The 19,006-nt window shown below is 66.3% G+C and carries 14 protein-coding genes; 5 read left to right on the forward strand and 9 right to left on the reverse strand.

All coding sequences use genetic code 11. The features are described from left to right. Positions 1–55: 55 nt before the first annotated feature. Positions 56–811 carry an SDR family oxidoreductase gene (locus FOB72_RS20165; protein ID WP_150374502.1) on the reverse strand — a complete coding sequence of 252 codons (756 nt, stop codon included), beginning with the start codon at positions 809–811 and terminating at the stop codon, positions 56–58. Between the two features lie 116 nt (positions 812–927). On the opposite strand from FOB72_RS20165, the gene FOB72_RS20170 reads away from it, so the two are divergent. Continuing rightward, complete coding sequence (locus tag FOB72_RS20170; RefSeq protein ID WP_150374503.1) at positions 928–1,827, forward strand: LysR family transcriptional regulator; 900 nt, start codon at positions 928–930, stop codon at positions 1,825–1,827. Positions 1,828–1,830: 3 nt separating this feature from the next. Here the strand turns inward: FOB72_RS20170 and FOB72_RS20175 are convergent, their stop codons facing one another. Next, entirely contained in the window at positions 1,831–2,484 is a 654-nt protein-coding gene (locus FOB72_RS20175) for a hydrolase (RefSeq protein WP_191002357.1), read from the reverse strand. 221 nt (positions 2,485–2,705) lie between these two features. On the opposite strand from FOB72_RS20175, the gene FOB72_RS20180 reads away from it, so the two are divergent. Both FOB72_RS20180 and FOB72_RS20185 read left to right on the forward strand, forming a co-directional pair. Then, positions 2,706–3,587: a LysR family transcriptional regulator gene (locus FOB72_RS20180; RefSeq protein ID WP_150374504.1), complete on the forward strand. Its 882-nt coding sequence runs from the start codon at positions 2,706–2,708 to the stop codon at positions 3,585–3,587. A gap of 194 nt (positions 3,588–3,781) precedes the next feature. Further along, positions 3,782–5,719: a hypothetical protein gene (locus FOB72_RS20185; RefSeq protein ID WP_150374505.1), complete on the forward strand. Its 1,938-nt coding sequence runs from the start codon at positions 3,782–3,784 to the stop codon at positions 5,717–5,719. A 22-nt stretch (positions 5,720–5,741) separates the two neighbouring features. On the opposite strand, the gene fabI is transcribed toward FOB72_RS20185, so the two are convergent. Genes fabI through FOB72_RS20210 form a run of 5 tightly spaced genes read right to left on the reverse strand, consistent with a single transcriptional unit; the run spans position 5,742 to position 13,772 of the window. Then, entirely contained in the window at positions 5,742–6,524 is a 783-nt protein-coding gene (fabI, locus tag FOB72_RS20190; RefSeq protein ID WP_150374506.1) for an enoyl-ACP reductase FabI, read from the reverse strand. Continuing rightward, a complete protein-coding gene (locus FOB72_RS20195; RefSeq protein WP_150374507.1) occupies positions 6,521–7,738 on the reverse strand; it encodes an acetate/propionate family kinase in 1,218 nt (405 codons plus the stop codon). The genes fabI and FOB72_RS20195 overlap by 4 nt, the downstream gene beginning before the upstream one ends. A 4-nt stretch (positions 7,739–7,742) precedes the next feature. Further along, complete coding sequence (locus FOB72_RS20200) at positions 7,743–8,669, reverse strand: phosphate acetyltransferase (protein WP_263364826.1); 927 nt, start codon at positions 8,667–8,669, stop codon at positions 7,743–7,745. Between the two features lie 23 nt (positions 8,670–8,692). Beyond that, positions 8,693–11,002, reverse strand: a complete 2,310-nt coding sequence (locus FOB72_RS20205) for a DUF3141 domain-containing protein (protein WP_150374509.1) — start codon at positions 11,000–11,002, stop codon at positions 8,693–8,695. Further along, positions 10,992–13,772, reverse strand: coding sequence for a decarboxylase (locus FOB72_RS20210; RefSeq protein ID WP_150374510.1), 2,781 nt, complete (start codon positions 13,770–13,772; stop codon positions 10,992–10,994). The genes FOB72_RS20205 and FOB72_RS20210 overlap by 11 nt, the downstream gene beginning before the upstream one ends. Positions 13,773–13,967: 195 nt before the next feature. Between FOB72_RS20210 and FOB72_RS20215 the strand changes: the two genes are divergently transcribed. Then, a complete protein-coding gene (locus FOB72_RS20215) occupies positions 13,968–15,584 on the forward strand; it encodes a bifunctional aspartate transaminase/aspartate 4-decarboxylase (protein WP_150374511.1) in 1,617 nt (538 codons plus the stop codon). A 21-nt stretch (positions 15,585–15,605) separates the two neighbouring features. Continuing rightward, complete coding sequence (aspT, locus tag FOB72_RS20220) at positions 15,606–17,297, forward strand: aspartate-alanine antiporter (RefSeq protein WP_150374512.1); 1,692 nt, start codon at positions 15,606–15,608, stop codon at positions 17,295–17,297. Here the strand turns inward: aspT and FOB72_RS20225 are convergent. Together FOB72_RS20225 and FOB72_RS20230 are read right to left on the reverse strand one after the other, a co-directional pair. Next, on the reverse strand, positions 17,281–18,390 hold the full coding sequence (locus FOB72_RS20225; RefSeq protein WP_150374513.1) for an AI-2E family transporter: 1,110 nt from the start codon (positions 18,388–18,390) through the stop codon (positions 17,281–17,283). The genes aspT and FOB72_RS20225 overlap by 17 nt on opposite strands. Before the next feature lie 23 nt (positions 18,391–18,413). Next, positions 18,414–18,683: a hypothetical protein gene (locus tag FOB72_RS20230; RefSeq protein WP_223851715.1), complete on the reverse strand. Its 270-nt coding sequence runs from the start codon at positions 18,681–18,683 to the stop codon at positions 18,414–18,416. Positions 18,684–19,006 lie beyond the last annotated feature (323 nt).

Below are 19,006 nucleotides of genomic sequence, written 5' to 3' on the forward strand. Positions count from 1 at the left end.
GTTATGTCGTCTGCTGCGCGATTTCGCAATCGCACGAACTGGACCGGGGGGCCGCTCAGAATTCCTGGGCGGTCGGGCGCAGCACGATCTCGTTGATATCGACGTCGGCCGGCTGCTCGATGGCGTAGGCAATCGCGCGTGCCACGGCGGCGGACGGGATGGCAAGCTTGTAGAAGTCCTTCACGAAGTTCGCGCTTTCCTCGTGCGAGCTGCCGTGCTTGAGTTCCGAATCCACCGCGCCGGGTTCGATCGTCGTCGTGCGGATCGACGCGCCCACTTCATGGCGCAGCCCTTCGGAGATCGCGCGGACCGCGAACTTGGTGCCGCTATAGACCGTGCCGCCGGGGCTGAAGACCTTGACGCCCGCGACCGAGGCGATGTTGATGAAGTGGCCGTAGCCCTGCTGCTGGAAAACCGGTAGCGCGGCGGCGATGCCGTAGAGCACGCCCTTCACGTTGATGTCGATCATGCGGTCCCATTCATCGACCTTGGTTTCGCTCATCGGGGCAATCGACATCAGGCCGGCATTGTTGATCAGCACATCGACCTTGCCGAACGCCTTGACGGCGGTTTCGATCAGCAGGCGCACGTCGGCCTGCTTCGTGACGTCCGTGGGTACGACCTCCACGAATCCGCCCGCCGCGCGAATCTCCGCGGCAATGCTGGCCAGCCGTTCCACACGGCGCGCCGCGAGTACGACGTTGGCGCCGAGCGCGGACAGATGGCGCGCGGTGGCTTCGCCGAGGCCGCTGCTGGCACCGGTGATGACGACCACTTTTCCTGCGATGTTGTTGGCGAGAGGGTTGCTCATGTTCGGCTCCTTCGAGAATGTATCGTTGCGATGGAGCCTAGTATTGGCGTGGCGACAGTTTCTTGAAATGGAAACGTTTCGATTTCATAATTCCAGAAATTGGAATCGAGACCGACATGCTCAACCGACTCGAAATGCTGCGCATCTTCATGGCCGCCGCGGAAACTGGCAGCTTCAAGCAGGCCGCGATCCAGCTCGGCATCTCGCCGCAGGCGGTCACGCGCGCGATTCAGGAACTGGAGCGCCTGCAGGGGGAGATGCTGTTCCACCGCAATACGCGGCAGATCCGTATTACCGAGTTCGGGGAGCAACTGGCCAGCCGCGCCGGAGACAGCCTGCGGCAGGTCGATGCGCTGTTCGCGACCGAGCATGGCCAGCAAACGTCGGAGTTCGAGGGGGTCGTGCACCTGACCGCGCCGAAGGCGCTGGGCCGCATCGGCCTGCTGCCCGTGCTTGCCGATATCGCCATGCGGCATCCGGGCCTACGGATCGACCTCAACCTGAGCGACACGCCCGCGCATGTGATCGACGAGCGGATCGATATCGGCGTGCGCTTCGGGCTGTTGCAGGACAGCCGGTTCGTGGCGCGCAAGGTCGCGAAGCACGCATTCCATGTGGTCGGCACCCCGGGGCTGATCGCGCGTGTCGGCGCGCCCGCGCACGTACGCGATCTGGAGTCGCTGCCAACCACGGTCATGCATGACGAGACGACCGGGCGCGGGTGGCCCTGGCTGTTCCGGGGCGGTCAGCGCTTCACGCCGGCAAAGCCCACCTTTACCAGCAACGACTCGGAGGCCGAGCGCGATGCGGTGCTGTCGGGACTGGCCTTCGGGCAGATCGCCGGTTTTCTGGCGGACAGCCATATCGCCGCGGGCGAACTGGTGCCGTTATTGCAGGCGTTCGCGCCGGAGCCGTGGGATCTATGCGTGTACCGCCCGCAGCGCGGTCCGGTACCGAAGCGCGTGCGGGCGGTATTCGACGGGCTCGTGAAAGCCCTGTCGGATAAGGGACGATAAGGGTCAGCGCGCGGCCTTGGGCACCGGTGTGTTGAGCAACTGCTGCTCCCACAGATACGCAATGCCGCTGCCGCCCGCATGCTGGACGAGCACTTCCGTCAGCGCGGCGGCGCTTGCCACGCGGGCCCAGTCGCGCTGCCATTCGGCCGCGACCGCCAGCCACGTCATCATGTTCGCGCCGGCCCCGATCATGCGCTGGATGGCGACCTGATGGGACTCCACCGAGGTGCCGCCCGATGCATCGGTTACCACGGTCACGTCCCAGCCCTCGCCGAGCGCCTGGATGGCCGGCATGGCCACGCAGACCTCGGTCCAGAGCCCGGCGATAATCAGCTGCTTGCGGCCCGTCGCCCTGACCTTGTCCACCACGCTGCGGTCCTCCCAGGTGTTGATGAACGTGCGGTCGAGGACCTCCTGGCCCGGAAACACATCGGTGATCTGCGGAAAGAGCAGGCCGCCGCGTTCGGCAATCACGGTCGTCAGGATCGTGGGAACGCCAAAGGCCTTGGCGGCCTTGGCGAGCGCCACCGTGTTGTTGATCACCATCTGCGGCTCGTGGCTGTTGACGTTCGCGAGCTGGTAGGGCTGGTGGTCGATCAGAACGAGTACCGAGTCTTCCGGACGAAGAAGCGAAGCGAGGCCGTTACGAAAAGTCATCAGAGCATCCTTGGTTGCCATTGGCGCGGCATGGGTTTTCGAAACAACGTGCGCTTGTGACGACGTTGCGCGAAGCCGCATTCTGCGATTGCCCTCTCCCCGGCGGTAGTGGTATCCAGCGGTGAGCTGTGTCGCGAAAAGTGGAACGCCCGCTCCTGTCCCGTACCGCCTTAACATAGTGGCGATCGGCATCGCGGCATCAAACTGGGGGGAACGCCAAATTGGATATCGAAGCACTGCAGACATTCGTGGAAGTGGCCGATGCCGGCGGCATTTCGCCAGCCGCCGTCCGGCTTGGCGTGACCAAGTCGATCGTCAGCCGCCGGCTCCAGCGCCTGGAGGAGGAACTGGGGGTCCAGCTGCTCGCGCGCTCGACGCGCGGCGCCGCGCTGACGGAAGCCGGCGCCACGTTCCGCGATCATGCGGCGCGCGCCTGCGCCGAGATCGAGGTGGCCCGTGAAACGATTCTGCCCACCGGCGAACTCCGCGGCCGCCTGCGCATTGCCGCGCCGCTGTCCTTTGGGCCCACACACCTGGCGCCCGTGCTCGCGGAGATGGCGCAGCGGCACCCGAGGCTGCATGTGCAGGCCTGCTACAGCGATCGATTCATCGATATCGTCGCCGAAGGCTACGACTGCGCGATACGGCTCGGGCATCTTCCGGACTCGAACCTGCTGGCACGACGCATCGGTCCGATCCACGCAAAAATCGTCGCAAGCCCGGCCTATATCGCCGCGCACGGCGCGCCCGAGACGCTGGACGAGCTCGGCGACCATCAGGCGCTGATGCAGGGCACCGAAAGCTGGCAACTCATGGACGGCGAAGCGATCGTGATGGTGCGTCCCCAAGGACGCTTCAAGGCCGACAACGGCACGGCCCTGCTCGCCGCGGCGCTTGCCGGACTTGGCGTTGCGTATCTGCCGAATGGCCTGACGGACGAGCATGTGGCTTCCGGCGCGCTGGTGCCCGTGATGACGCGCCATCCGGTGCCGGTGGCAGGCGCCTACGTGGTGCGCCCGCCGAGCCAGCATCCGGCGCGGAAGGTCGAGGTTCTTACCGAGATGCTGCTCGCCTGTTACGACACGTCCCCGGTGGCGGCGTGAGACGGCCGACTCGCGCGTAACCGCTCCGGGTCGCTTGAGCGGCATGGATTGCGCGGCCGCGATTGTGTAGGATTCGCCACGACATACAACGATAAATACGGTGGGGTCCAGCGATGAAAAGACGGGAGAACCAGGGGTATCGGGCGGGGGTACGGGCGCGGGTACGTGCGCGGGTACGTTTACAGGCAGGTGCGATGGTCGCGCTGTGCGCGGCGTTTCTGACGGCATGCGGCGGCGACGATCCCGCCTCCACCCCCACCCCCCCGCCCCCGGCGACACAACCGCCAGGCGTCGCGCTGGTGTCGGTCGCCGCCGACTCGGGCACCCTTGACGAACTCCCCACGCGCGTCGTGGCGACATTCAACGCGAAGATCGCCGCGCTGGGCGCCGGGTTCTTCCGGACCGCCGGTACCTGCGGCACGCTGCCGACGGCCACGCCGACCGTCGACGCCTCGGGCAAGACCGTCACGGTGACGCTTGCCGGCAGCCGCTGCAACGACGGCCAGACCGTGACGCTGACGCTCGACCCGAATGCGGTGACGTTCGACGGCACGGTGGGACAGAAGGGTGCGATCTGGACCCGCACATACACGATCTCCGGCACGGCGCGCAGCGTTGGGGGCACGGTCAGCGGCCTCGCCGGCACCGTCGTGCTGCAAAACAATGGCGGCGATACGCTGTCTACGAGCACGGACGGCACGTTCAATTTCCCGACGCTCGTCGCGCAGGGCGGCGCGTATGCCGTGACCGTGGCCAGCCAGCCCGCCGGACAAACCTGTTCCGTGAGCCATGGCACCGGAACGGTGGGCACCACGGCCGTGCAGGACGTGGCCGTCGTCTGCGCGACGAATACGCATACCGTCGGCGGCACGGCATCGGGCCTCGCCGGCACGGTGACCGTGCAGAACAATGGCGGCGATACCCTCGTCCTGAGCAGCAACGGCCTGTTCACGTTCCCGGTCGCGATTGCGGAGGGCGGCGCGTACGCGGTCACGGTGCAGTCGCAGCCCGCGGGCCAGACCTGCACCGTGGGCCAGGGCAGCGGCACGATGGGTAGCGCGGCCGTGCAGAACGTGTCGATAACCTGCTCGGCGAACACCTACACGGTCGGTGGCACCACATCCGGTCTGTCCGGGCAGGTGCAGCTGCAACTGAACGGAGCGGGCACGCAGATCATCTCCGGCAATGGCGCTTTCACGTTCGCCACGCCGGTCGCGCAAGGCGCGACCTATGACGTCACGGTGCTGGCGCAGCCCGCCACGCAGACGTGCACGGTCACCAACGGCAGCGGCACCATGGCCGCGCAGAACGTGACGAACGTCGGCGTGTCCTGCGTCACGAATACCACGACGCTGTCGGTGCCGGCGACGGGCGTCATCGCCGTCAACGGCGGCACGACCTTCATCACGGTAATGAACACCGGGGTCAACGCTGCCACCAACGTGGTTGCACAGCTTCCGTCCGCGTGGACCGGTGTGACGCAGAATGCGGGCAACTGCGGCACTCTGGCGCCCGGCGGAAGCTGCCTGCTGCAATTCACCGCGACACAGCCGTATGTCGCACAGGGCGGCATCGCGGTGACCGCGGACAACGTTGCCAGCCCCAGCCCGACGATCGCGCTGGCGTTCAGCATCGACGGCGATCTCGTGTATGCCGTTACGGGTGCGTCCACGGCGAAGGTGCTGGCCGCACCCAGCACTGGCCTCACGACGTGGGGCGGCACGGGGATCGCGGTAGGGGCCGGCGCACAGAGTCTGACCGATGGCGCGGCGAACACCACGGCCATCGTCGCGACGCTCGGCACGGGAACGCCTTACGCGGCAAGCGCGTGCAACACCAGTACGCTCCGCGGCGTGCCCGCGGGAACGTGGTACCTGCCGGCCGCGTGCGAGATCGGCGCGGAGGGCGGCTCCCCTGCCTGCCCGGCGGGCATCCCGAATATCGAACAGAACCTGTTACGGCTGGGCTTCGGCAATATGAGCGGCGTCCCAATCTGGAGTTCGACGGAGTCTACGGTCAACCCCGGCCCCCTTGCCTGGGCCGTCTTTCTCGGCACGGACCCCGCTCCGGTCCTGCTGGCGCCCAAGTCCCTCGTCGTGGACGCACGTTGCGCGAGGTCGGTGACGTATTGACCGGTGACGTCCCGGGTAGGTATCAGGCGACGATATTGACGCCGCCATCGACATACAACGTCGCGCCGGACAGCCGCGTCGCATACTGACTGGCAAGAAACGCGCACGTGAAGCCCACGTCCATGATGTCGACGAGCTCGCCCAGCGGCGCGCGGTGGCCGGCGTCGTTCAGCATCAGGTCGAAGTCCCTGAGGCCCGACGCGGCGCGGGTCTTGATGGGGCCCGGCGAGATCGCATGCACGCGGATGCGCCGCGTGCCGAGCTCGTAGGCCAGATAGCGCACCGAGGCCTCCAGCGCCGCCTTGACTGGCCCCATCACGTTGTAGTTGGGCACGACCTTGCTGGCGCCGTGATAACTCATCGCAAACAGCGTGCCGCCATCGCGCATCAGCGGCACGGCCCGCTTTGCCAGTCGGATAAAGGAGTGGCAGGAGATATCGATGGCCTTGCCGAAGCCCTCGCTCGAACAGTTCAGCAGGCCGCCCTGCAGATCTTCCTTTGGCGCCCACGCAATGGAGTGAACGACGATATCGAGCTTGCCCCACGTTTGCGTGATCCGATCGAACACGGCGTCCAGTTCGGCCGGCTTCGTGACGTCCAGCGGCATGAACAACGGTGCGGCCAGCTCGCGCGCCAGCGGTTCGACATACGGGCGGGACTTCTCGTCGGCGTAGGTGATGGCGACCTCCGCGCCCAGCGCGCGAAAGGCCTTCGCGCAGCCATAGGCGATGGACGAGTCGTTGGCGATGCCGCAGACCAACGCCTTGCTGCCCGCCAGAACGGGCGATGGCGTGTCGATGGTCATGGTCTGTCTCCTTGCGTCCGCACCGGCGCATCGCCGCCGAAGGCAATGGCGCGCGTGTGCTTCGCGATCATGAGTTCCTCGTCCGTGGGGACCACCCACACCGATATGCCGCTCGCTTCGCTGCTGATGCGCGGGCCTCCGTGCGCATTGCGGCCCCCGTCGATCTCCACGCCGAGCCACGCCGCCCGTTCGCAGACCTGCTGACGGATGGGAGCGGCGTTCTCGCCGATGCCGGCGGTGAACACGAGCGCATCGAGCCCTTCGAGCGCGGCGGCAAGGCTGCCAAGCTCGCGCCCGATCCGGTACGTATAGAGCTGGATGGCGAATCGGGCCCGGGGGTCGTCGCTCGCGAGCAGCTCGCGCATATCGCTGGAAATACCGGACACGCCGAGCAGGCCCGACTTGCGATAGATCAGGTCTTCCACCGCGCGCGTATCCATGCCCAGTTCGTCCATCAGGTAGAGGATGACGCCGGGATCGAGGCTGCCGCTGCGCGTGCCCATCGGCAGTCCGTCCACGGCGGTGAAGCCCATCGTGCTGGCCACACTGCGGCCTGCCGTCATGGCGCACAGGCTGCTGCCATTGCCGAGATGGGCGACCACGGTCGCGCCTTGCGCGGCGCGGCGGTCGAGCCTCGGCAGCACGCTGGCGATGTATTCGTACGAGAGGCCGTGAAAGCCGTAGCGGCACACGCCCCGGTCCGTGATCGCCGCTGGCAGCGCAAACGCCCGCGCGTGTTGCGCCTGCGTGAAATGGAAGGCCGTATCGAAGCAGGCCACCTGCGGCAGATCGGGACGGCGCTCGAGCAGTATCTGGATGGGCTTGAGATTGTGCGGCTGATGCAGGGGCGCCAGCGGCCGCAGCGCGGTCAATTCCGCCACCACTGCGGGCGTGACCCTTGCCGGCCCTGCGTAGCGCATGCCCCCATGCACCACGCGATGCCCGACCGCCACGAGCGTGTGCCCGCCCTCCTCGTCGCGAAGAAACCGCGCCAGGAACTCCACGGCTTCAGCATGCCCGAATCCTTCGCCCCCCTCCCATCGGGCATTGCCGATCTCCGCGCCCTTCCCGTCCCAGGCATGGAACGCCGGCGAAGTGTAGAGCCCATCGAGCACGCCCCGAAGCACGAGGGGCAACTCTTGCCGGCCCGCATCGTAGGCACGGAACTTGATGCTCGATGACCCGGCGTTGAGGACGAGGATCACGTCTGCCATGCGCTCATACCAGGTTGCGCCGTGCCGCGGCAACGAGCGCGGCCACCGCACAGGAGGCGAGCCGCGTCGTGACCGTGTCGGCCCGACTGGTGAGGATGATGGGCACGCGTGCCCCCAGCACGATGCCCGCCGCGTCGGCGCCGGCCAGGAACGACAGGCTCTTCGCGAGCATGTTCCCGGCTTCCAGATCCGGCAGCAGCAGCACGTTGGCGCGCCCCGCCACCGGCGATTCGATCTGCTTGATGCGCGCGGCCTCCGGGTCGATGGCGTTGTCCAGCGCAAGCGGGCCGTCGACAAGCGCACCGGTGATCTGGCGACGGTCCACCATCTTGCACAGCGCCGCGGCCTCGATGGTGGACGGCACCTTGGGGTTGACCGTCTCCATCGCGGACAGGATGGCCACGCGCACCTCGTCGATATGCAGCGCGTGCGCGAGGTCGATCGCGTTCTGGAGGATATCGACCTTCTCCATCAGCGTCGGCGCGATATTGACCGCCGCATCGGTAAGGATCAGCGCATTGGGATGGCCGGGCACGTCCATGACGAAGCAGTGGCTGACGCGCCTGGCCGTGCGCAGTCCCGACTCGCGGCTCAGCACCGCGCTCATCAGTTCGTCCGTATGCAGGCTGCCCTTCATCAGGGCCTCTGCCTGCCCCGCGCGCACCGCATGCACCGCCTGCGCGGCGGCGGCCTCGCTGTGCGGCGCGTCGATCAGCGGGAAGCGCGCGATATCGATTCCGCACGTGCTCGCGACCTCCCGGATACGCGCCGCCGGACCGACCAGCAGCGGCTCGATCAACCCCGCCTTCGCCGCTTCCACGGCGCCCTCGAGCGCGCTGCGATCGCAGGGATGCGCCACGGCCGTCGGCATCGGCGGCAACGCGCGACAGAATTCGATCAGGCGGTGGTACTTTTCGTGTCGGGCTTCCATATGCGTGGCTCCGGTGGCGCGCTTCACGCGACATGACGTGGGCGCCGTGACCCGCTGGAAAGCACCGCGCGAATCCGTGCGAGCATCGCGCGCTGATCCTCCGACGGCGTGGCGCCGATCACGCGTTCGTCCGCGGCCACCTTGTCGAGCAGCGTCAGCAGGCGGCGACGGTCGGCGTTGTCCCGCAGCATGATCGGGAGGCCCTGGAGCGCCTCGGCGGGCGCGCCGCGCACGATGATCTCCTGCAGCCCCCGCGTGGTGCGCCAGGCATGCGTGTCGACCTCGGGCAGCAAATCCGCGTAGTCCTCCGCCAGTTCCTTTCGGAGTTCGAGCCGGGCCAGCGGCAATGGCTTGCCGTCGCGCATGAGCATGACGGCCACGCGTGCCAGCGCATCGACGTAGGTTCCCTTGTTGAGCGCGGCCATCGCCTGCTCGATCTCAGGCGGAACACGCGGCGCCCGACGCCGCGCGCCGGCATCGCCCTCCCGCGGAGAGAGCGCGCGCAGCGTGCCGAAGATGCCGAAGAATGCCGCCTCCATGAACGCATCGCGCAGCGCGCGGTAATGGTCGAGCGCGGCGCTGACCATCTCGGCGCCCGCGGCCTCGCGCTGGCGCATGGGATCGTCGTCCCCGAGCGCCTGGCGGTTTGCCCTGACCGCTTCCGCCGCGGGCTTGACCCAGGCCATCCACGGGTTCAGGTCCGAGAACATCCAGTTCTGCACGCGCAGCGGATGCCATTCCCGCAGCATTCTCGCCGTCGTCTCGTTGGACATCGCCTGCACGAACGGCTGCGCGAACAGCTCGTAGGCGCGCTGGTTGAGCTCGGAGATACCGGCCACCGTCTCGAACGGTTTCTCGTCCACGCGCTCGAACCGGTTGAACCGCTCGACGATGTCCTCGAGGCGATGTTCGCGGAACGTGACCTCGTACTCGGGCTCGCCCGATTGCGGATCCGTCGCCCCGGTCTCGGTGATTGCCATGCCGTAGAGACCCGGCGGCAGCGACTCGATACTGCGCAGCACCGATACGATCTGCTTATGTTCCTTGCGGGCGACCTTGCCGGACACGAAGATGCCCAGATGCCCCACCGACTCGTGCATCATGCCGACGATGACCTGCCCGCGCGCCTTGATCTCGTCCGTGCTGCCGTACAGGTCGGCCACCCAGTTGAACGCCTGTTGCGGCGGCGTGATGTTGTCGCCCATCGAGGCGAACAGGATGATCGGGGACTTGATATTGCGCAGGTCGAAGTGCTCGGGCTGGTGGTCGTGCGTCGCGCGTTCGCCGCCATCGGACCAGAGCTTGTTCCCGACGAAGAGATTGCGCGTGATCCATTCGATCTCTTCGCGGTTCATCAGGTAGAAGCCGCCCCACCAGCGCTCGAACTCGAGGAACCGGGGCGGCTCGGTATCGATCTTGCGGTAGAGGTTGTAGTACTTGTCCCAGAAGGTGTTCGCGGGGTTCAGGTTCTCGAAGTTCTGCACGAGATGCGCGCCGTCGAACCTGCCGTCGCCGAGATCGGCCGTCAGCGACGCGAGCCACGTACCGCCGAGCAGCCCGCCCGCATAGCGCATCGGGTTGTCGCCCTCGCCCTCCTGCCACGCACCGCTCCAGTACGACATGGGCGCGCCGTTGATGACGATCGGCCCGGTGTCGTCGGGGTCGGAGGCGGCCACCATCATCGCGGCCCAGCCGCCCTGGCAGTTGCCGACGATCGCCGGCTTGCTGCTGTCCGGGTGACGCGCGCGCACCCATTTGACGAACTTCTGCTCGGCCTCGCAAACGTCGAGCAGTGTCTGCCCGGGTTCCGGATCGCGGAAAAAGATCACGAAGTAAACGGGATGGCCCGCGCGCAGGGCCACGCCGACCTGCGAATCGTCCTTGAAGCCGCCGATGCCGGGCCCATGCCCCGCGCGCGGATCGATGATCACGTAAGGGCGCCGCGAATCGTCCACGGTGACGCCGTCCGGCGGCTTGATGCGCAGCAGCGCGTAGTTGACCGGCCGATCGAAGGTCCGGCCGTCCAGGACCATGTCGTAGTCGAAATGGAGCACGGGCTTGAGTCCCGAGACCGCATGCTCGACGAACTGGTTGCCGCGTTCCCGCAGCGTGTCCCAGAACAGGATGGCGCGCTGGCCCGCGTCGAGCGCATAGGCAAAGGCGCCCGCCGGGTCGGCCATCGACGCGACCGATGGCGCGTCCCCGGGCGCGGGGGTCGCCTGCCGGACGCGTTCCGCAAAGGCTTCCCGCGCGTGCGCCACGCGCTTTCGCAACACGAGCCCGCTCTTGATGCCCACCTCGCGGGCACGCGTCATTCGCTTGTCAGCCGCCATGGCGATTTCCTCCCGGCATGCGCTTCGCCGCCAATGCGGCGAGCGCCTCCGGCTTGATCAGTTCCAGACCGCGCGCGGCGTTGAAGCCGTGGATTTCCTTGACATCCAGCTTGCGCATGAACGCAATGGTTTCGGGCGTGATCACCTGGCCCGGCACCATGATCGGAAAGCCGGGCGGATATGGGATAACGAACTTGGCGGACACGAGTTCGGGGCCGTCAGCCAGCCGCTGGTCGATGCGCGGATCGTTCAGCCGGAGGTATTCGCAGCACTCGGCCCGATAGGCCAGGTAGTACGCGGTGCGCATATCGCCTTCCGGCGTGCGGCTGTCCGCATCGTCGCGCAGGGCATCGTGGAACCGGCTGAAGTTGGGCAGGTCCGGCACGTCCTCCACGAGCGCCTGGACGCGCGCCGCAAACACCGTGCGCTCGGGCTCTCCGCCCTCCTCCAGCCGGCGATCGAGTTCGCGGGACAGATCCGTCAGCGCCTTGACGAGGTGGGCGAGGTCGCTGCGCGTGTTGTTGATATTGATCTGCACCAGCACGCTGTTGCGCGACGTCTTGTTGATCTGGATATCGAACCTCTCCGCGAGCAGCCCCTTGAACTGCGTGCCGTCGTAGCCCGCGCCTCCGCACAGCAGCGTGATGCGCGTGGGATCGAGGAAGAATTCGTCGTCGCGCAGGGCCTGCGCGGTATCGGCCACGGTCTTGCCCGGCGCCGCATAGTCGGCGAAGCCCGAGATGCGGTACGGCTCGGGAATCATCTCGGCCGGCGTGGCGGCGCGGAAATACTTCGAGATCAGCGGATGCTGGTTGATCTCCTGACGCAGTTCGATGGCCAGTTGCAGCGCACGCTGGACCAGTTCGTAACCTTCCAGTTCCATCTGCCGGCGCGCGAGATCGATCGACGCGATGATCTGCAGGTTCGGCGACGTGGAGGTATGCGTGAAGAACGCTTCCTTGAAGGGCGCCTCGACCGTATGGAAATCCTGATCGGCCACCACGATGATGGAGCCCTGCCGCAGGGCCGACATCGACTTGTGCACGGAGTCGGTCTCGTAGACGCGTACGCGCGTGCGATCGGGGTCCGGTAGCTGCTCGATGTCCAGCCGCCGCGGATCGGTATCGGGCAGGTCCCGGACCGAGGCCCGGAACGCATCGTAGCGATCGCGATAGGCCGGGTCCGCCATCATCGCGCGTATCTCGGCCGCCGCGCCCATGGCCGCGCGCATGCGCAGGAACGGCGAGAAGCGCGCATAGCCGTACCACGCTTCGTCCAACAGGAAGATCAGGTCCGGCTTGATGGCCAGGCATTCCAGCATCGTGCGGCGGACATTGGCGATATGCCCGTCGAACGTGCAATTGGTCAGCACCAGCATCCGCGCACGGTCGAGCTTGCCTTCGGCCTTCAGGGCGAGCAGCGCCTCCTTGATGGGCCGGATAGCGAGGCTGCCGTACATCGAGTACTGCGTCAGCGGATAGGCGTCGATATATAGCGGCTGCGCACCGGCCAGCACCATGCCGTAGTGATGCGACTTGTGGCAGTCGCGATCGATCAGCACGATATCCCCGGGGGACAGCAGCGCCTGATGCACGATCTTGTTGGCCGTGGAGGTGCCGTTCGTCACGAAAAAGCTGCGATCGCCGCCGAATGCGCGCGCGGCCTTGTCCTGCGCCTTCTTGATATTGCCCGTGGGCTCGAGCAGGCTGTCCAGCCCACCCGTGGTCGCCGACGATTCCGCGAGGAACAGGTTTGCCCCGTAGAACTCGCCCATGTCGCGAATCCAGTTCGACTTGAAGATCGACTTCCCGCGTGCCACCGGCAATGCATGGAAGGTGCCGATGGGCCGCTGCGCGTAGCGCTTGAGGTTGTCGAAGTACGGCGTCTCGTAGCGGTCCTTCACGCCGTCCAGCACGGCCAGATGGACTTCCATGGGCTCTTCCACGCCATAAAAGATCCGGCGGAGCGGCGCGGCCGCTTCGGAGCCCGCCAGATGTCCCACATCGCGATCGGTGGACAGATAGACGTCGAGCTCGGGCCGCAGCCGGCGCAGCAATCGCGCGAGCGACACGCCGTTGTCATCGACGCCCTCCTTCGTGCCCACCGGCGTATTGCGCGTGATGATCTCGCGCAACTCCGGAGACGTATGGGCCGAGGCGAACGAGAAGCCATCGACGATGACCACCGCCTGGAGGTTGAAGTTGAAGATCGCCGCAAGCAGCGCGTCTTCGAACGTGCCCGCGACCACAGGCTCGTAGACGAAGGGATCGTCGTCGCGGCGCAGCAGGCGAAACGAGGCGCAGAGGTCCTCCCACGCGGCGCGGTCGCCCGGCGAGACGATCAGTACCTCGAAATACGGCTTGCGGCTCTGCCCGTGTCCGATCGAGGGCGGCAGAAAGTCCGGCAGACGCAGCACCTCGCCTTCGTCGTCCGGCAGCCAGGCATCGCGCTGGTCGCGGTAGCTGTTGGAGAGCAGCGCGTTGCTGATGCGGCCCAACAGCCGCGTCAGACCGTTCCAGTCCTGTTGCGCGAGCCGGCCCTCCACCTGGCCGAACAGCCGTGGCCCGGGATAGCCATTGAGTTGCTCGAGCGGACGCAACTCCTCGAGCAATGCGCGCGCCTGCGCGACGCAATCGTCGGCGGTCGCGCTCCCCGCGCCCGCCGCGCGGCTGACGCGATGCAGCGTGCGCCAGCGGTCGATGCGGCCCTCGGACGCGGCAAGAAACTGATGCAGCCCCCGCGTCTCCGGTTGAATCCGGTCCTGTTCCATGGATCGCCTCCCTATGCCAGGGGTTCCGAACTCCAAAGGGTTCCGGTTTCGGATATCCCCCACCAATGTGGACCGCATTCGAACGCTTGCCATTGGACTTTGGGCCCATTCGCCACGCATTAGCCCTTTGGGCCAATTGAGCGTCACGCGGTTGCGACCTACGTTGACTATCGGGTAAATGACCGGAGACGGGCGATGAACAAGCGGGATACATCGAATCTGGCGAGTCTCTCGCCATTCGAACTCAAGGACGAACTCATCAAGCTTGCCGGCAGCGTGTCGAACCGGCTGATGCTCAACGCGGGCCGCGGGAATCCAAATTTCCTGGCCACCACGCCTCGCCATGGGTTCTGGCAGCTCGGACTGTTCGCGATGATCGAGTCCGAACGTTCGTTTTCGTATTTGTCGTCCGGCGTCGGCGGATTCCCCCGCCGCGCCGGTATCGAGGAGCGCTTCGACCTGTTCGTACGCGCGCATCACGACGTGCCGGGCGTGCCGTTCCTGGCCGGTGCGGTGTCCTATGTGCGTGACCAGCTGGGTCTGGACGGCGGCGATTTCCTGTACGAGATGTGCGAAGGCATCCTGGCCTGCAACTACCCCGTGCCCGATCGCATGCTTCGGCTCTCCGAAAAGATCGTCAAGCAGTACATCCGCCGCGAAATGATCGGCAAGCATCCGTTCGCGGGCGACTTCGACCTCTACGCGGTCGAGGGCGGCACGGCCGCGATGACCTATCTGTTCTCGTCGATGCGCACGAATCACCTGCTGCGCCCGGGCGATGTGATCGCCCTCGGCAAGCCGATCTTTACGCCGTATATCGAGATTCCGGAGCTCGCCGAGTATCAGCTGCACGAGATCGCGATCGATGCGGATCCGGCGGGCGGCTGGCAGTACCCGAAGAAGGAGCTCGACAAGCTGCGCGACCCCAAGGTCAAGGCCTTCTTCCTCGTCAATCCGAGCAATCCGCCGTCGGTGCGCGTGAGCGACGAGAGCCTTGCCTATATCGCCGAGATCGTCAAGGAACGGCCGGACCTCATCATCCTGACCGACGACGTGTATGGCACCTTCGCCGACGACTTCGTGTCGCTGTTCGCCATGTGCCCCTACAACACGATCCTCGTGTACTCGTACTCGAAGTACTTCGGCGCCACGGGCTGGCGGCTCGGCGTGATCGCGACGCACAAGACCAACCTGCTCGACCATACGATCGGCAAGCATCCCAAGGATGTGGCGGGCGCGCTGAACAAGCGCTACGCGTCCATCACCACGACGCCCGAGAAGCTGCTGTTTATCGACCGCGTCGTCGCCGACAGCCGCACGGTTGCCCTCAATCACACCGCGGGGCTATCGACGCCGCAGCAGGTCCAGATGGTGCTCTTCTCGCTGTTCTCGCTCATGGACACCGCCGAGACCTACAAGCAGACCATGAAGCAGCTGATCCGCAGCCGCAAGGCGGCGCTCTACCGCGGCATGGGCGCGGCGGCCGAGGCGCCCGATGCGAACGTCGTGGATTACTACACGCTGCTCGATGTGGAACAGATGAGCCGCGAGGTGGGACCCGAGTTCGTCGCCTGGCTGCTCGACTCGATCCAGCCCTACGAGCTGCTGTTCCGGCTGGCGGAGGAAGCGGGCGTGGTGCTGCTGCCCGGTGGCGGCTTCGGTACGCATCACCCTTCGGGCCGCGTGTCGCTGGCCAATCTCAACGAGGAGGACTACGTCAAGATCGGCCGCTCGGTCCGCAAGCTGCGCGACGAGTACCTCGAACGTTACCGGGCATCGCATGGCAAGTCGTCGAAGGGAAAAAAGACGTAAGCACAACAACGAGGTGAGATCATGACCTGGTTCGTCAACACGCTGCGCGCCTACCCCGAGATCGCCATCTTCCTGGCCCTCGGGGTTGGCTACTGGATCGGCGGGAAAAGCTTCAAGGGGTTCAGCCTGGGCGCGGTGACGTCGACGCTGCTCGTGGCCATCGTCATCGGGATTCTCGGCGTGAAGATCTCCGGTAACGTGAAATCGGTCTTCTTCCTCATCTTTCTGTTCGCCGTGGGTTACGGCGTGGGTCCGCAGTTCGTGCGCGGTATCGCCCGCGATGGCCTGCCGCAGGCGATCTTCGCGGTGGTCATGGCGGTGCTGTCGCTGGCGGCGTCGCTCGCAGCCGCGATGCTTGCCGGCTACGACCTCGGTTCCGCGGCCGGGCTGTTCGCCGGCTCGCAAACCATCTCCGCGTCGATGGGGCTGGCCACGGATGCCATCAACCGCCTTGGTCTCCCGCCGGACGAGGCCAAGGCGCTGCTCGACGGCATGCCGATCGCCTATGCGGTGACCTATATCTTCGGCACTGTCGGCTCGGCCATCATCCTCGCGCAAATCGGGCCGAAACTGCTCGGTATCGATCTGCAGGCGGCATGCCGCGACTACGAGAAGATGCTCGGCGCGGGCGCGGGTGGCGCGGAAGGCGCGACGGAATGGCACGAGTTCGAGGTACGTGCTTATTCGGTGGCGCCCGACAGCATCTTTATCGGCAAGACCGTCGGCGAGCTCGAAGCGGGCACCCGCGACGGCGTGCGCGCCTTTGTCGAGCGCATTCGCCGCAATGGCAAGATCATCGAGGTGGAACTGGACACGCGTATCGAAGGCAACGACATCGTGGCCATCGGCGGCAAGCGCGACCAGCTGATCCTGCGGCTCGGCCCCAGCGGCCGCGAGGTACAGGACGCCGAACTGCTCGACATTCCCACCGAAGGCGTCGATATCTACGTCACGAACAAGGAGGTCGACGACAAGCCGCTCGAGGAACTCGCGCGCTGGCCGGGCGCGCGCGGGGTCTTTCTCCGGAAGATCAAGCGCGGCCCGACGGAGACGATGATTCCCGTGCTGCCGAAGACGCGCCTGTACCGTGGCGACGTGATCACCGTGGTGGGCCGCACGCAGGACATCAATGCCGCTGCGCGGCGCATCGGGTATGTCGATCGCCCCACGACGGTGACCGATGTCGCGTTCGTATCGCTGGCGATCTTCGTCGGCGCATTGGTCGGTGCCGTCGTGATCAAGGTGGCGGACATCCCGCTGACGATCTCCACGGCCGGCGGCGCGCTGATCGCGGGCATCATCTTCGGCTGGTTCCGCGCCATCCATCCCACGTTCGGCCGGATTCCGGAGCCAACCCTGTGGTTCATGAACTCGGTGGGCCTGAACATGTTTATCGCGGTAGTGGGCATCTCCGCGGGGCCGGGCTTTATCGCCGGGCTGCAGAAACTCGGGGTCAGCCTGTTCCTGTGGGGGATCTTTGCCACGGCCGTGCCGCTGGTGCTCGGCATGCTGATCGCGAAGTTCGTGTTCCGCTTCCATCCGGCGCTGATCCTCGGTATCTGCGCGGGCGCGCGCACGACGACGGCGGCACTGGGCATGGTCTGCGATGCGGCAAAGAGCCAGGTGCCCGGCCTGGGCTATACCGTCACCTATGCGGTCGGCAATACGCTGCTGACGATCTGGGGGATGGTCATGATCATGATTCTCGCGTGAGCGCGCGCGTGTCGTCGTCGGCCGGCGGCACGTCCTCCACCCACTGCCAGAACAGCTGATAAGCCACGGCGAGCGCCACCGGCCCGATAAACAGGCCGATGACACCGCCGCTGATCATGCCGCCCAGCGCGCCGATCAGCACCACGGGCATCGGCACCGCGACGCCGCGGCCCAGCAGCATGGGCTTGAGCACATTGTCGACGAGCCCCGCGACGAAGACGTACACCGCAAACGCGACGTTGGCCGTGCTCACGCCCCCCGTAAAGAACACGAAGATGATGACCGGTATCGTGACCAGCGATGCCGGCAGCTGCATGATCCCGAGCAGCAGCACCGCCAGCGCGAGCAGCCCCGCGCCGGGCACGCCCTTGACGACGAACGCGATGCCGATCAGCAGCATCTGAATGAAGGCGATGCCGATCACGCCCTGCGCCACCGCGCGGATGGTCGCCGTGCACAAGTCCACGATGACGGGCCCACGCTCGGGCCCCGAAATGCGCGACGCGATCTGTACCGCGGCGCGCGCGCCCGACTGCCCGTACGCCATGAAGATGCCGGCAACGACCAGCGCGCCGACGAATACCAGCAGCCCCGCGCCGACGCCACCGACGGCCCCGAGCACCGTGACGCCGAGCGCCTTGATCTGTGGCGTGAGTTTCTGCACGACGGCGGTCGCATCGGTCGACGCGAGCAGCCAGAAGTCATAGACGCGCTGGCCGACCACGGGCCAGCTTGCGACCGACTGCGCAGGCGGCGGGATGCGAAGCTCCCCGCTGCGCGCCACCGACATCGCGTGCTCGCCCGATTCGATCAATGCGGTACCGAGCAGATAGGTCGGCACGAGCACCACGGCGATCACCAGCACGATCAGCAGCGTGGCGGTGCGTCCATGCCCGGCCAGAATCCTGCGTTGCAGACGCAGATGCAGCGGATAGAGCGTGATGGCGAGGATCAGCGACCAGACGATGAGATCCAGGAACGGCCGGAAGATCTGGAAGCAGAACACCGCCAGCAGCGCGATAAGGCTGAACCGGATATAGACGTCGATCAGCGTGCGCGAGACGCGCGCGACCGGGAACATGGATCGTGACATGGCAGTCTCCCTGCGCGAAGCGGTCACGCATGCCGCCGCCAGCGCGCCGCGGCCATGAGCCCCGCGCCGATCAGCGCCAGCACGAGGCAACCCAGCAGCCAGTCGTATGCCGGCACGTTGAGCAGGTAGCGCGCCGGCGCGTCCGACAGCTTGAACATCTGCACTTCGAGACCGAGCGCGACCCGCAACAGGTTGATCTTTTCGGGCATGCGGCCGCTCGGTTCGCTGAAGAACACCCCCAGCGCCGCAATCGCGCATGCCGCGCCGATCAGCCAGACTCCGATTCTGTACATGGTGCCTGCTCCCCTCCTGAGCACAGATTCAGCCATGTCTCCGGGCAAAGCAATTGGTCCTTGGGCCTAGCATTGGACCAAAGGCCCTTGTCAATGTGCATGCGGACATCCAGATTGATGGGTGAGGCTAGCAAGCGGCCATCGCGCCGCGTTCACGCGAAGTTTCGACCCCATATCCATGTGTCAAGCCATCGCCTTGCCTGGTCCATTGCGTTCGCGCTGCTGACGAGCCTGCCGCACGCGCCAGTGCGCGCCCAGTCGGGCAGCGGCAACGACACGAACGACCGCGCGGCGTCCGTGGCGACCGTGGCGCGCCCGCGCGT

The sequence above is a fragment of the Cupriavidus pauculus genome (genome assembly GCF_008693385.1).
Taxonomy (GTDB): Bacteria; Pseudomonadota; Gammaproteobacteria; order Burkholderiales; family Burkholderiaceae; genus Cupriavidus; species Cupriavidus pauculus_D.